Source organism: Gelidibacter salicanalis, from assembly GCF_016469035.1.
Classification (GTDB): domain Bacteria; phylum Bacteroidota; class Bacteroidia; order Flavobacteriales; family Flavobacteriaceae; genus Gelidibacter; species Gelidibacter salicanalis_A.
Genome location: NZ_JAEHJZ010000009.1, coordinates 46,247 through 59,136 on the forward strand (window position 1 = coordinate 46,247; position 12,890 = coordinate 59,136).

A 12,890-nucleotide genomic window follows, 5' to 3' on the forward strand; every position below is an offset into this window, starting at 1 on the left:
TAAATTGTTATCTTTGTACTTCGAAAAAACATATTATGAAGACAATATTAGCAGTAGCAATATTTTCGCTTTTGGTTGCTTGTGGAAACGAGAACAAAAAGACAGACAATACTGAAGGGCAAGAAGCCAATAAAGACCAAGTGGTCAATGTGTACACGCACCGTCATTATGAGCCAGACCAGAATATCTTCAAAATGTTTGAAGAGAAGACGGGTATTAAAGTAAAGGTGATTAACGCCAGTGCAGATGAGTTGATTCAGAAAATGAAAATGGAAGGCAAACAATCGCCTGCTGATGTATTGATAACCGTAGATGCAGGTAGATTGAGTCGTGCTAAAGATGAAGGTTTGTTACAAAGTATTGACTCTGAACTCTTAGAAAATTCCATCCCGTCACATTTACAGGATATAGACAACCAATGGTTTGGGTTGACCAAAAGAGCGCGGATTATCGCGTACGCAAAAGACCGCGTGAACCCAGAAGATCTATCTACTTATGAAGATTTGGTCAATAAAAAATGGAAAGGTAAAATTTTGGTAAGGTCTTCATCAAATATATATAACCAATCTTTGATGGCGTCTATTATTGCCAATAATGGGGAGGCAGCTGCTAAAAGTTGGGCTGAAGGGATTGTTGCAAATTTGGCGCGTTCTCCAAAAGGTTCCGATAGAGACCAAGTTAAAGCCGTGGTAGCGGGTGAAGGCGATTTGGCAATTGTCAATTCCTATTATATTGGCAAAATGCTCAATTCACCTGATGCTGAAGAAGTAAAAACCGCGCAAAAAATTGGTTTGTTTTTCCCTAATCAAGAGGATAGAGGTACACACATTAATGTGAGTGGCGCAGGGGTTGCTAAATACGCTCCAAACAAAGAAAATGCTATTTTATTTATTGAATATTTAATTAGTGAAGAAGCGCAACAGGTATTTACGGATGCCAATTATGAATACCCAATTTTAGAAAGTGTGTCACCGGTTGAGGACATTAGGGCATGGGGCGATTTTAAAGAAGATAACTTAGGGTTAAATAAGTTAGGCGAATATAACAAAAAAGCAGTTTTGATATTTGATGCAGCAGGGTGGAAATAAAGACGAAGCCTTTTCCTTAAAAACGAGGATTAAAAGACTTAAAAGAGATAGTAACAAGTGGTCAGTATTTACACTGGCCATTGTTTTTTTCTTGGCGCTACCCATCATATTTATTGGTGTAGAGCTGTTTGCTGGTCCTGGTGAAACATGGGGGCATATTGTTGAATACTTATTGCCAGATTATATTTGGAATTCGTTTTACCTGGTCTTCTTTTGTAGTATTCTCGTTTTGGTTTTTGGGGTGTCTTCGGCCTGGTTTGTGTCGCGGTTCGATTTTATGTTCCGCAAACAGATGGAATGGCTCTCAATCCTTCCGTTGGCCATCCCTTCCTATATTGTTGGCTATGCGTATGCTGGTATTTTTGATTATGGAGGCAGTATGGATCTTCTGTTCAGACAGCTCGGCTTGGAATTTATCCGCATTGATATTATGAATAGGGCGGGACTCGCATTTGTATTAAGCATTTCATTATTTCCTTATGTATACGTCAGTGCCAGGGCCTTCTTTCTTAATCAGGCCAATAATCTATTGGAAGCTTCAAAAATGTTGGGAGTCAGTGAAGTGAAAACGTTCTTTAAACTGATGTTGCCACTTGCCAGACCTGCCATTGTTGCCGGGTTGGTTTTGGTCTTAATGGAAGTGCTTAACGATTACGGTGCGGCTAAATATTATGGTGTAAATACGTTTACCACCGGAATTTTTAGATCGTGGTTTTCACTTGAAGAACCCCAAACGGCGGTGTATCTATCGGCCTTATTGATCATTATTATTTTTGCTTTGATACTTTTTGAAAAATGGCAGGTGCGAAAGATAAAATTCACATCTTCAAAAACCAGTAGCACCCAAATTCAGAGAAGAGAAACAAAAGGATCGACGCATTGGCTTATATTTTCTGTGGTATTTCTACCTATTCTATTGGGGTTTGTGTTGCCTGTTGCACAGTTGATCTATTGGGCCGTATTAACCGCATCGACCGTTTTTGACCTAGAATTTATTATTATTTCACTTCAAAGCTTCGCTATCGCCATCACCTCTGCCATTATAACCGTGTTCTTTGCACTGTTACTGATCTATTTTTCAAAATGGAGCACGCTTAGTGCCATTAAAAATATTTCTAGAATTGGTGTGTTGGGATATGCCATTCCTGGGGCGGTCATTGCCATCGGGATTATGATTCCTACGCTCGCCTTAGACAAATGGCTGATTAAAATGCTTGGTAATTTTGGAATTGATTCGGGGTTGATCATTAACGGCACGTTGATTGCGCTATTGTATGCCTACGCCGTTCGATTCTTGGCGGTGGCGTATAATCCGATAGATTCCACAGCCTTAAAAGTGGACAATTCCATTCCGGATTCTTCCAAGGTTTTAGGCGTCGGAAATCTGAAAACCTTTTTTAAGATTGAATTCCCGCTAATTAAAACAGGCGTATTCAGTGCCGTTATTTTGGTGTTTATCGATGTTATGAAAGAGTTGCCCTTAACACTCGTTTTAAAGCCCTATCATATTGATACTTTAGCGGTAAAAGCCTTTGAATACGCTAGTGATGAGATGGTTATGGAGGCCTCAATCCCGTCTCTTTTCATTATCTTTACAGCTATGATTCCCGTGATATTTTTAAATAAATTATTGATCAAAAAATAACCATGTTAACAATAAACTCGCTTTCTAAAAGTTTTGACAAAGGCAAGAATTACGCCATAGAAAATGTGACCTTTAATTTAAAGGCAGGACAGGTGTGTGCCATTGTAGGAGAGAGCGGAAGCGGGAAAACAACCTTGGTGCGCTTAATTGCAGGGCTAGAACGGCCAGACCATGGAAGCATCACCATGGAGGGGAAAGTCATTGCCTCTTTAAGTAAATTTGTACAACCGGAAAAACGCAAAATTGGATTGGTTTTTCAGGAATATGCATTATTTCCGCACTTAACGATTTTGGAAAATGTGTTATACGGGATTTCCAAAGTAAAGGACAAGAAAAATAGAGCCCAAGAGATGCTCGATTTGGTTGGTTTGAGCGATTTGGGCAAGCGTTACCCGCACCAGCTCTCGGGTGGACAGCAGCAGCGTGTTGCCTTAGCGAGGGCCCTTGCGCCAGAACCTTCTTTGTTAATTTTAGATGAGCCCTTTAGTAACCTCGATACCATGTTGCGTACGCAGCTGCGAAATGAAGTGTTCGATATTATAAAAAAAACAGAAGTTACCGTGTTATTCGTTACCCACGATACACAAGATGCGCTTTCTGTAGCCGATGAAATTTTGATTTTACAAAATGGTAAAGTCATTCAAAAAGATGTGGCTGCAAATTTATATGTAAACCCCAACACTTTATATGTTGCTTCATTATTTGGAAGCACCGTGCATATTAATAAAAACCTACAAAATGCGTTCAGGTGTCCACTAAAGGAAACTTGTTGCCATGCCATCAGGAACGAGAAGATTAAAGTGAGTCCTTCGTCTGTCGATTCTGATTGTGAATATCTCACAGCAGCCCAAGTCATCAAAAAAATTGAACTTGGAGATTCCATTCAGTTGCTACTAAAGCTTGAATCAGGAGAGCAGCTGACCGTAATGACCCAAGATAAAAACATTGCAGATACCATCTATATTGGGTTCAACTCCAAAGATATTTTAGAATTTGATCAAGAGCACTAAGAGAAGGAGTGTAGTGTTATTCTACAAATCTCAGGCAATTTTAGAACCATAGGTGTTTCCGTACTTTAAAATGCCGTTACAATTAAAGAGGGTTGCGCAACTTTTTCAGTTTGCCATCTTCATTGTGGTTTCTTAGTCCTGATATAAAGCGTCCATCTGATCTTTAAATTTTTCAATCACCAAGCGTCTTTTTAGTTTTAAGGTTTGGGTTAAAAATCCGTTTTCGACCGTAAAAGGTTCCTCAGAGAAGATAAATTTCTTCGGAATTTCATATCCGCCATATTTCTCCTTCAAACTTTTTCTAATTTCAATCCCTACAAATTCCTGAACAAGTGGCGAATGGATCAACTTCTCAACCTCTGTTTTAAGATGGAGATGTTGGGCGGTTTTACGCAAAACATCCTGATCGGGTACCACAATGCAAATGTTATACGGTTTGCCATCACCATAAATCATTGCGGTTTCTATATAAGGCAATAAAACAATGTCTTCTTCAATAGCCGACGGAAAAACGTATTTACCGTTCTCCAATTTAAACTGCTCTTTTAATCGGCCAGTGATGTACAGAAATCCATCGGCATCCAATTTTCCGCGATCTCCAGTTCTCAACCAACCATCTTTCGTAAACACTTGTTTGGTAATCTCGGGTTTGTTGTGATAGCCTACCATAAGGTTGGGGCCCATGACTTGAATTTCTCCATCGTCACTATGGTCATCAACTACCGATTTATCGATGCGGATTTTAATAAATTCCAGCGCACTCCCCACACTGCCTTGTCTGTTTAACTCAGGACTGTTCATGGTTATTGCAGGCGATGTTTCACTCAATCCATAGCAATTGTATACAAAAATACCAATGTCTGCAAAAAAGCTTGTCACTTCTTCATTCATTTGAGCACTGCCGGTAATGCTTCCTATTAATTGGCCTCCAAAGCGCTCTTTAATTTTAGAGAACACGAGTTTGGAGCCTATCCAATATCTCAATTTTGTGCCGAGATCCACTTTGCCATTGTTAAGACGGTATTTACGGGCAGCTTTTAAAGAACTTTTAAAAAGCTTCAACTTAAAACCACCTTCATCTTCCATTTTTTGATGAATACCAGCATAAATTTTGTTGAAGACGCGCGGTACCGCAATGAGAAATGTGGGCTTTACGTTTATAAAATCATCGGCAAGCGTTTCCATGCGTTGCATAAAACCAATGGAGCCTCCAACAAAGAACCAATTGTAAAGCTCGGCCGTTTGCCCGTAACTGTGTGCCCAAGGTAAAATGGACAGACTAACTGAATTTTGGTCGAGGTGATTACTGTAACGGCGGTAACCGGCTCTTGCATTTGAAACAAAATTACCGTGGGTAAGCAATACACCTTTTGGCTCTGAGGTTGTGCCAGATGTATAGATGAGTGCTGCAATATCTGTAGCGGCAGGAATCTTAGACGCAACCAAATGTTGTTCGCCTACAGATTCTAAAAGGCTCATGCTTTGCGCGCCAGTGGTATCAATAATGTAAATATGTTCTAAGGAAGGGATTTTATCTTTTAAGGGTTTGATTTGCTCATAAATAGCAGGGGAGGAGACGAGTAAAAATTTAATTCCGGCATCTTTAATAATATACTCCCAAGTTCTGTAATTTTCACTTTCGTACATCGGTACAAATCGGGCGCCCAATCCGTAAGTAGCAAAAGCTGCTACAGCCCATTCCACGCGGTTGCTAGAAATAATGCCCACCGCATCTCCTTTTTGGATGTCAAGGTGTGCTAAACCACTTCTGAAATGATTGACGCGTGTACGAACATCACCATACGTGACCCATTTAAACGCTCCAGATTGTGGATCCATAGTTCCAAAAAGTCTGTTGTTGGTAAACTTTGCTGTTGATGCCTCAAAGAGTTCAACAAGATTATCTGGCCTTTCTATAGTTATCTTTTTGTTAGTGTGCATCATATGTATTGTATTGCTAAGACTTTTTTCTAATTTAGGGTCTACTGTTTTTTTCAAAAATCTAATTATGACAATAATCCAAGACAGGTCAGTATAACCTAAGCGATCAAAGTACTCATCCTAATGCATTAATCAAATTATAATAGTGAAATGTTTTTTTTATAAGGGAATTTCTTTTACTGGGATGTGCTTTATTTTGAAATAGACTCCCCATCTACTTATATACCAATTGAATGTTCTCCTTCAAATTTAGTATTCTAAATCTACTTTCATGGCTTTTACTTTTAAAGTTTAAACGGTAACCTAGGTTACAGTTGGAACAATATGGATTATGTATCTTTGGTGATATCAATTCACCCAGTAATAATCAATAATCCAAATTTTTTAAAAGTATGAAAAACCAATTTTTAATGATCCTTTTTGTTTTTGTAGGATCTGTTATGTATACTCCAGCTACGGCACAATCCTTAAGTGTTTCAGCTATTGAAAATTCTGTTAAAAAGGACGGAAAATATGCCATTCTTGTTTCAAATGCGCGCTACTTTGAAGCAGCCGTAAGAACCGGAGAAGGACTAAAAGCCAAGTCTCCTGAAATGGATTTTGAAGTGGTATTGGTAGGTCCCGTAGTTAAAGATTTGGCTACTGATGAGAGTTTGAAGTCTTCTATAAAAACTAGTGAGGCATCAGGAATCAGGATTGTAGTTTGTGAAGCGGCTATGAATCACTTTAAATTGAAACAAACCGATTATGACGCTACGATCACGTTTACACCTGATGGGTTTGTCTATATGTTTGGTTTGCAGGAAAGCGGCTATAAAACTATTACCCTATAGTTTAGAAGGAGTGTCTTAAAATAGATGTGCGAGCATTTAACATCTTAATTTAGATTACTTTTATTCTTAGCTCCGATGACACTCTTCACTTAATATGAAAGAACATAATTATACACGGCCTTTACAGAAATGTAGAGGCTTTGGTTTTTAGATGCCTTAAATAGGTTGAAAACCTACATAAAAGTAGCTAATTAATCTAATTATTTTTGGTTGTAACATCTCTTTAAAAGCTTTTCGTCCATTTTATTCCATATTTAAATAGTAAGCCAATACCCAACACATAGGCTAGATTGATTCCTACTATAATGATGCTAAATGCGGTTCCAAAATAGCCACTAAAAAAGTTTGTAATTAATGGCGACCAATGTTGATAAGTGAAAACCTTATAAAGAATGGCTATTGTAAAATAGGATGCGACTAATAAAAAGTCAATTCCCAAAAGTTTTTTAATCATTTAATTAGGCGTTGAGAGTACGTTGCATCATGATTGGCAACGGTAATGTTTTAAGAATTATTAAGCAACTAAGCTACTATAAACCATATGTAAATTTGGCCTCATGAAGACTGATGTAGGACAATTTTAAGTCCCTAATCTCTCCTGAAACCCATTTTTGTGTCTCCTATTTTCTCTAGTGGAAATATATGCAGAACTGCCTGTTTGTAAGAATTAATCAAGAGTAGGAGTTGCTCCTTAAAACAATGGCGCATCAGTTCTTAATTATTTTCTTGACAATATGGGTATGATCGTTTAAATAAATCTTAAGCAAATATAAACCGCTATTAAATTTTGAAACATCTATTTCTTGCTTATTTCCTCGATACACGAGTTTAGATTTGATATCATACATTTCAACTGACGCAAATTGTTGCACATCAATGTAAAAGATATTTTTAACGGGGTTTGGGTATAAACCAACAGTGTTGATGGTTGGTTCTATTAGTGATAAAATTTTGTCATTGGTTGTAAATGAAACTAATTTAGCATAATCAGATATCGGAGGAATAGTAAAGGATTCGGACGTTATAAAATACTTGTTGGCTCCAATATGGCTTATAGACTCTGCTTGTTCAAACCCTAGGCTTGGAAGCAATGTTTGTGTGTTGGTGCCTGAAAAGATATCATTACTTGTAAAATTTTCACTCGCCCATACAAAGGGTTGTAATATGTTAGTGTAACCTATTAAATATACTTTTTTTGTTGATGGATTGTAGGTGGCCCCAGTTATCAATCCTCCACTAGTTAAAGTTGTTGGTAATGGATCTACACTATAGGTTCCGGCATTTGGCGGAATGGCGTACGCTTTTGTAGTTCCGTTAACCCAATTTTTAGTGAATAAGATCAAGTTATCGGCATCCAAAGATATGAGAGCTTCAGCGTCCCATTCTGTAGTATTTGGGCTAGTGGTAAAATCTGTTTGATCTGAATAGCTAAAGTTTATCACTTCTGCATTTATATTGGTAGAACTCAGATAATCACTTTTAATAATTTTGTAGATTTTTAAATCGGTTCTATTGCCGTTGTTATTACCTATATCGCCAATATAAATTGAGGTACTGTCTTGTGTAATATCTTCCCAATCTACATTAGTGGCGTTGGCAACAGTAACTGTTCTGCTTACTAACCCAGAAATTGTGTCCAACTCATAAAGTTTATTTTCATTACCTGAATCATTATGGATAATAAGTTTATCATTAAAAAATATTGTACCCGAGGATTCGTTCAAAACTTCCGGTAATGGAAATTTTTCTTCAACATTGGTTATTTGACCAATGGCATTGAATGACCCTAAAATGAGGGCTGATATTATAATTAATTTTTTCATTGTGTTGATATGGGGTTTGTTTTGAAAGTTTCTTTTGGCGTAATATCTATAGTTTTTTATACGTTGGTTGCTGTTTGAATGTGTTTTTACAGTACATTATAAAAACCCAAGCAAGCATCATTCGCAATTTTGTTTAGGTAAAATAAGCACTTTTTTTATATACCTGGCCATATGACGGTTTTTTATTTTAAAAATGGTATTGCAGGGACATATATGTTTTTTAATCCCTTGTGACTTTTTCTAATATTGACAATAATAAAAACTATATTATATAGATACAAAATTAAAAGTGCCAAACCTATAAATGAGAATTGGGTGATGAAGTTAAAAAAGGCATTTAATATACTAAAATTAAATGGTAAAAAGGCTCCTTTAAAGGCTATAATCAAGACAGTGTAGACTGTCAGTATCCAGGTAATTTGAAAGCTTATTAGTTTTTTGCCGGTATCATCTACAAATTTTATCTTTTCCCTTTTTAAAACCCACATGACAAGTGGAATTATGATCCCCAATAAAGGATGAATTAAAATGCTCATAGCACTTAAGTTCAGAAGCGTTAAATAGCCCTTGTCCTCAATATCGGTCCACTCTAATAGGTCGTCGGGCGTTACTCCAAGTGCTTGTGTTAATTTTAGTAATGTATCTCCTCTGGGAGTGGATTCGCCCTTTTCAATTCGTTGAATGGTTCTGAGACTCAATTTTGATTCTTCAGCTAATTGTTCTTGGGAAAAGCCTTTTCGGTTTCGTAGGTCTTTTATTTTAATTGATAAGTTCTGATTATTCATTTCAATATGTTTTAATGATTACTCAGTAAAGATAGATTGATGTGTTTTAAGGTGTTGCGTCATTGCTATGCCAATCCTACGACATTTCTGCCATTGTGGCGATAGCATTGGGTTTGTTGGCGGTTGGGGTTTTTTATTCATTCATTATTAAAATAAACTAATTTTAGGACTCTAAATATAATCTGATGAACAACAATAGTCTCGTAACCATAATTCATTATATTGATTGTCCGTAAAACATCATAATTATATAAATTGATTCATTATAATAACCTGAACTGGTTTCAGCTTTTGTTTTAGGTTCTTCTTGGATCTTTTGAGTGCAATAACGATGAAAGCCAAGTAATTAAATCCTTTCTAGCTCTGTGTTGTTGTATCACATCGGTTAAGCAATCAACGGAAACTGTCTATCTAGGCATTTGTTGGCTCTATGGAATATCTCTCTCTATATAGTTCTTGGTCAAAATATTCGGCCCTATCAGCACTTCCGTTGCGTTTGTTGAAGCAGATGTTCCCGTTAATTTCCTTTTTGAAGCAAGCTTTGTTGAATTCTTTGGAATCAAACCCTGCGTCAGCATTCCAAAACAATCCCGTCACAGAAATATCTGCCTTTTCAGGGATAGCCATTACTATCTCAAACTGAACCTCGATATTGTAAAGGTCATTGTGGTTGCCCACTACGGGCTCTGACATTGCAAGGGGCAGTCCCTGTCTGTCGGAAAAATAGAGGGCATTGGTGGTTTTGCGCTTTTTCCGCCCTTTGTACCCGGCGCACTGGCCGCCCCTTATCACTGGGGTATGGCTTCCGTCGAGGTGGACACTGGAAAGATCGGGTTCGCCCTTGTGCCCTTGAAGGTGCTTTGTGAAACAGTCCAGCCATGTCTTACTTTTTTAAAAAAGATTAAATCACTTCAATATTAATATTGAAGGACTGAATCATTATTCAGTTAAAAAACATCTGCAAGCATCCCAGTAACTACATTTAGTTATTCATCATCATATGTTGTAGTAAATGTGATATCTTTTCCTTCATTTCTGGCTTGATGTACCATTTGTTGCATTTCTGTTGGAAGAGTATCTAGGGGTACGAACATCTCATCGACCATTACAATATTATTAAACGGATTATTTTGTTGCATTGTTGCGGTAGAGAATTCTGGGCTATAATACCCTAAGTCAAACATATCCTTTATGATTCGAGTTTTATTGGATACTGTTGTGGCTTTGGTTCCAAAATAGTCATTGATCTGCTTTGAGTTAATGTAAGGTTCAAAAGATTTATCAAATAGGAAGTTGATAGAGCCTATTGTTTGTACTACTGCGGCTGCCCATATTTCGAGTTTACCTCTTTTAAAAGGTGCTTCTCTTTTTCTTCCCATTTTGTTGATGAGTTTCTCGCAAAGCTCAAAGTATTCATCATTAAGTTTTTGGGAACAAAACGCTCCCGTTAGTTCTATTAATTGATTCTGTTTTTCTTTGATTTCATTTTTGGTCATAAGGAGTGCTATTATGGGTTGTTTTGATGGCCAGGCAATAGCTTTTCCAGTTTTCGGATGCTATGATCTGGTATTCTGTTAAGTGTATTGGCAGGCCATTCCCTTGGATTTATGTGCTGCCTTTTGCAGTTGCCAAAGAATGAATATGGCATGGAAGCATTTTGTACTGCTCTGTGTGAGCCGCAGAACAGATAATTCTTTCCGCCGATCGCCATCTGCTTTGGCATATTTTGGACGAATGGTCCTTCTTTTGACAAGTGATCCAATAATTTCTTGTGACCACCTAATAGTGGATGAAAATTTTGATTCTCGACAAGTAGTTCATTATAGGTCATTGTAAAGCTAAAATAAAAACTATCTTGTAAAAAAGCAACCCAAAATCACGTTTTTTGTAACGTTTTCTCCTTGTGATGTTGGTAATGGCGATGCCGCCAACCCGTAAGATCAGATGGGCATAGCTTAAACGCAGACTTCCTACTTTCAAATCATATTTTGGCAGTTCAAAAGTGCCAGATTTTAGCCTCTTGTAGTACAAGGCAAATCCATCAGATTGCCAGTGCCAGATTTTTGCCCTGTTTCTAACCTTGTTGATAAAGATATATACTGTGCCACCCGTAGGATCCTGAGCCAAATCCCCTTTTAAAGCTCATAAAGGCTATCAAAGCTCTAGTGCATATCCGTTGGATGGTTATATAGCTGAAAATGGTGCGAAGTTCCTAATCCAAACATTTAAACAGGTATTTCTATTTCTACCCCGCTGGCACATCGGATGCTAATACTACGGATTTCTTGTTCTTGTCCCGAAGGGAACGTGATGGGGACAAAATAGGAAGGCCGATCAGGTGATGTGATAGCCGATGATAACTTTTTTATCCAACAGTGAAGTTTTCCTTTACTGATGCCATTACTTCGGCAAAACGCTTTTGGTCTAATCCAAAATCATGGAACTCCTTTACCAACTTACGCATCACAGAGGTGTTGCCTTTTTTTGTCATAACTCCCATTTCTTTGTGACAAAGGTATGTTAGCTGCTAGCGCTATAAAAGATGTACTTGCCTGGAGGGATAGATATCAGGAAGAATTAAAGAGATTAAATTAACACCTTACTTTAATGTAATTCATAACCAAATTGTCAGAGGATTACCAACTAAACCTACCGTTTTTATTGAAGCAACTTTTGCCCGACTCTATGTAAGTCAAGAAACAGATAATTCATCATTAGCAAAGCAATTAGGGTACATTGTATTAAGATCAAAAGATAATAAAACAAATAACCAAGTCTATAGGGCATTATGTGAACATGGGACTTTACATGATTCTTTGAAAATGTCAAATAAGTAATTAACTAAGTCGTAAAATTCATATTTGTATTTATTAGTAAAATTATGGACAATCCACGACTTATACCGACACAAAAAATCATTGAACGTTTACGATTCGAAAATCCTTGGTGGATAATATGTATGTAGATGGTGTACTCTTAAAAAATGTGTCCACTAGCCTGAACACTCTCGTTCATGTTGAAGTCAAGTTTGGCAATTAAGACAACATACAGGCAAATCAGAAAACGATACTTGCAATTTTAGAGCGTATGATCATTGCCAAAACTGTTCTGACCCTTTTAAGACTGTCAGTTAGTTGCGAATTGATCACACTGACACAACAAAGCGACCCTTAATTTGGCGTTTACTTCTTACTAATTAAAACCTTCCATCGCCAATAGGGTGGTGGTCCACACGATAACACATGATATAAAAATGCCGATTGTATTGGCCAAAAAAGCGCGTTTACGTTCTACCCCAAACAAATATCCCGCAATAGTACCAGCGTAAACACCAGTGCCCGGAAGTGGGATGAGCACAAATACAATCAATCCCCAAAACCCATATTTCCTTACATTATCGCCAGCCCCGATTTTGGCACGTCGGGCTACAAAAATTGCTGCTTTTTTATAATAATAATATTTAAAGAAATAAATATTAATCACTTTAAGAAAGAACATCATTATAGGAAACACCAAGACATTCGCCAAAAAGCAGAACAAAAAGACTAAATATATATTGACACCATTCAACAGGGCATAAGGAATACCAACTTTAGCTTCTCCCAAAGGGGAAATGCTCCAAAGCACCGCAATGAATAATTCAGAAATCATTTTTTTCGTAATTTGATTCGGCAAAAATAATCTATTTGGAGAGTGCTACAGTCAGGGAATATATTAAAGTTTAGCTAAAAACTTTACTTTAATCCCTTATTGAGGGTTTAATTC

The 12,890-nt window shown here is 37.3% G+C and carries 15 protein-coding genes; 4 read left to right on the top strand and 11 right to left on the bottom strand.

Annotated features, from left to right (window positions below; translation table 11 throughout):
* The first annotated feature begins 35 nt into the window (after positions 1-35).
* From JEM65_RS05930 to JEM65_RS05940, 3 genes are read left to right on the top strand one after another with little or no spacing between them, the layout of a single operon-like run.
* Complete coding sequence (locus tag JEM65_RS05930; protein WP_199598015.1) at positions 36-1,088, top strand: Fe(3+) ABC transporter substrate-binding protein; 1,053 nt, start codon at positions 36-38, stop codon at positions 1,086-1,088.
* Positions 1,069-2,733 carry an ABC transporter permease gene (locus tag JEM65_RS05935; RefSeq protein ID WP_199598016.1) on the top strand — a complete coding sequence of 555 codons (1,665 nt, stop codon included), beginning with the start codon at positions 1,069-1,071 and terminating at the stop codon, positions 2,731-2,733. The genes JEM65_RS05930 and JEM65_RS05935 overlap by 20 nt, the downstream gene beginning before the upstream one ends.
* A 2-nt stretch (positions 2,734-2,735) precedes the next feature.
* Positions 2,736-3,743, top strand: coding sequence for an ABC transporter ATP-binding protein (locus JEM65_RS05940; protein WP_199598017.1), 1,008 nt, complete (start codon positions 2,736-2,738; stop codon positions 3,741-3,743).
* Positions 3,744-3,875: 132 nt separating this feature from the next.
* Here JEM65_RS05940 and JEM65_RS05945 read toward each other — a convergent pair whose 3' ends face one another.
* On the bottom strand, positions 3,876-5,687 hold the full coding sequence (locus JEM65_RS05945; RefSeq protein ID WP_199598018.1) for an AMP-dependent synthetase/ligase: 1,812 nt from the start codon (positions 5,685-5,687) through the stop codon (positions 3,876-3,878).
* 389 nt (positions 5,688-6,076) lie between these two features.
* Here JEM65_RS05945 and JEM65_RS05950 point away from each other — a divergent pair, with 389 nt between their 5' ends.
* Entirely contained in the window at positions 6,077-6,517 is a 441-nt protein-coding gene (locus JEM65_RS05950; RefSeq protein ID WP_199598019.1) for a DsrE family protein, read from the top strand.
* A 223-nt stretch (positions 6,518-6,740) separates the two neighbouring features.
* Here the strand turns inward: JEM65_RS05950 and JEM65_RS05955 are convergent, their stop codons facing one another.
* The 10 genes from JEM65_RS05955 to JEM65_RS05990 form a co-directional block, all read right to left on the bottom strand.
* A complete protein-coding gene (locus JEM65_RS05955; protein ID WP_199598020.1) occupies positions 6,741-6,971 on the bottom strand; it encodes a hypothetical protein in 231 nt (76 codons plus the stop codon).
* Between the two features lie 253 nt (positions 6,972-7,224).
* Positions 7,225-8,340, bottom strand: a complete 1,116-nt coding sequence (locus tag JEM65_RS05960; protein ID WP_199598021.1) for a T9SS type A sorting domain-containing protein — start codon at positions 8,338-8,340, stop codon at positions 7,225-7,227.
* 182 nt (positions 8,341-8,522) lie between these two features.
* Positions 8,523-9,125, bottom strand: coding sequence for a helix-turn-helix domain-containing protein (locus tag JEM65_RS05965; protein ID WP_199598022.1), 603 nt, complete (start codon positions 9,123-9,125; stop codon positions 8,523-8,525).
* A gap of 411 nt (positions 9,126-9,536) precedes the next feature.
* The gene (locus JEM65_RS05970) at positions 9,537-9,818 is read right to left on the bottom strand and encodes a hypothetical protein (protein ID WP_199598023.1); all 282 of its coding nucleotides are present in this window, start codon (positions 9,816-9,818) and stop codon (positions 9,537-9,539) included.
* Positions 9,819-10,111: 293 nt separating this feature from the next.
* Positions 10,112-10,621 (bottom strand): DUF6398 domain-containing protein, encoded by a 510-nt coding sequence (locus tag JEM65_RS05975; protein WP_199598024.1) that lies wholly within the window; start codon positions 10,619-10,621, stop codon positions 10,112-10,114.
* Between the two features lie 11 nt (positions 10,622-10,632).
* On the bottom strand, positions 10,633-10,956 hold the full coding sequence (locus JEM65_RS23050; protein WP_199598025.1) for a transposase domain-containing protein: 324 nt from the start codon (positions 10,954-10,956) through the stop codon (positions 10,633-10,635).
* Positions 10,953-11,252, bottom strand: a complete 300-nt coding sequence (tnpB, locus tag JEM65_RS05985) for an IS66 family insertion sequence element accessory protein TnpB (RefSeq protein WP_199598026.1) — start codon at positions 11,250-11,252, stop codon at positions 10,953-10,955. Before tnpB ends, JEM65_RS23050 begins: the two co-directional genes overlap by 4 nt.
* 98 nt (positions 11,253-11,350) lie before the next feature.
* Positions 11,351-11,521 carry a hypothetical protein gene (locus JEM65_RS23535; RefSeq protein WP_439953502.1) on the bottom strand — a complete coding sequence of 57 codons (171 nt, stop codon included), beginning with the start codon at positions 11,519-11,521 and terminating at the stop codon, positions 11,351-11,353.
* Positions 11,491-11,616: a hypothetical protein gene (locus tag JEM65_RS22830; RefSeq protein ID WP_262895223.1), complete on the bottom strand. Its 126-nt coding sequence runs from the start codon at positions 11,614-11,616 to the stop codon at positions 11,491-11,493. The genes JEM65_RS23535 and JEM65_RS22830 overlap by 31 nt, the downstream gene beginning before the upstream one ends.
* Before the next feature lie 701 nt (positions 11,617-12,317).
* Positions 12,318-12,776 (bottom strand): COG2426 family protein, encoded by a 459-nt coding sequence (locus JEM65_RS05990; protein ID WP_199598027.1) that lies wholly within the window; start codon positions 12,774-12,776, stop codon positions 12,318-12,320.
* Between the last annotated feature and the right edge of the window lie 114 nt (positions 12,777-12,890).

Excerpts from the sequence above, each read along its gene's own strand:
- JEM65_RS05960 (WP_199598021.1), bottom strand. The coding sequence starts at position 8,340 with ATGAAAAAATTAATTATAATATCAGCCCTCATTTTAGGGTCATTCAAT.
- JEM65_RS05965 (WP_199598022.1), bottom strand. The coding sequence starts at position 9,125 with ATGAATAATCAGAACTTATCAATTAAAATAAAAGACCTACGAAACCGA.
- JEM65_RS05945 (WP_199598018.1), bottom strand. The coding sequence starts at position 5,687 with ATGATGCACACTAACAAAAAGATAACTATAGAAAGGCCAGATAATCTT.
- JEM65_RS05950 (WP_199598019.1), top strand. The coding sequence starts at position 6,077 with ATGAAAAACCAATTTTTAATGATCCTTTTTGTTTTTGTAGGATCTGTT.
- JEM65_RS05930 (WP_199598015.1), top strand. The coding sequence starts at position 36 with ATGAAGACAATATTAGCAGTAGCAATATTTTCGCTTTTGGTTGCTTGT.
- JEM65_RS23050 (WP_199598025.1), bottom strand. The coding sequence starts at position 10,956 with ATGACCTATAATGAACTACTTGTCGAGAATCAAAATTTTCATCCACTA.
- JEM65_RS05935 (WP_199598016.1), top strand. The coding sequence starts at position 1,069 with ATGCAGCAGGGTGGAAATAAAGACGAAGCCTTTTCCTTAAAAACGAGG.
- JEM65_RS05955 (WP_199598020.1), bottom strand. The coding sequence starts at position 6,971 with ATGATTAAAAAACTTTTGGGAATTGACTTTTTATTAGTCGCATCCTAT.
- JEM65_RS05990 (WP_199598027.1), bottom strand. The coding sequence starts at position 12,776 with ATGATTTCTGAATTATTCATTGCGGTGCTTTGGAGCATTTCCCCTTTG.
- JEM65_RS22830 (WP_262895223.1), bottom strand. The coding sequence starts at position 11,616 with ATGACAAAAAAAGGCAACACCTCTGTGATGCGTAAGTTGGTAAAGGAG.
- JEM65_RS05975 (WP_199598024.1), bottom strand. The coding sequence starts at position 10,621 with ATGACCAAAAATGAAATCAAAGAAAAACAGAATCAATTAATAGAACTA.
- JEM65_RS05970 (WP_199598023.1), bottom strand. The coding sequence starts at position 9,818 with ATGTCAGAGCCCGTAGTGGGCAACCACAATGACCTTTACAATATCGAG.
- JEM65_RS05940 (WP_199598017.1), top strand. The coding sequence starts at position 2,736 with ATGTTAACAATAAACTCGCTTTCTAAAAGTTTTGACAAAGGCAAGAAT.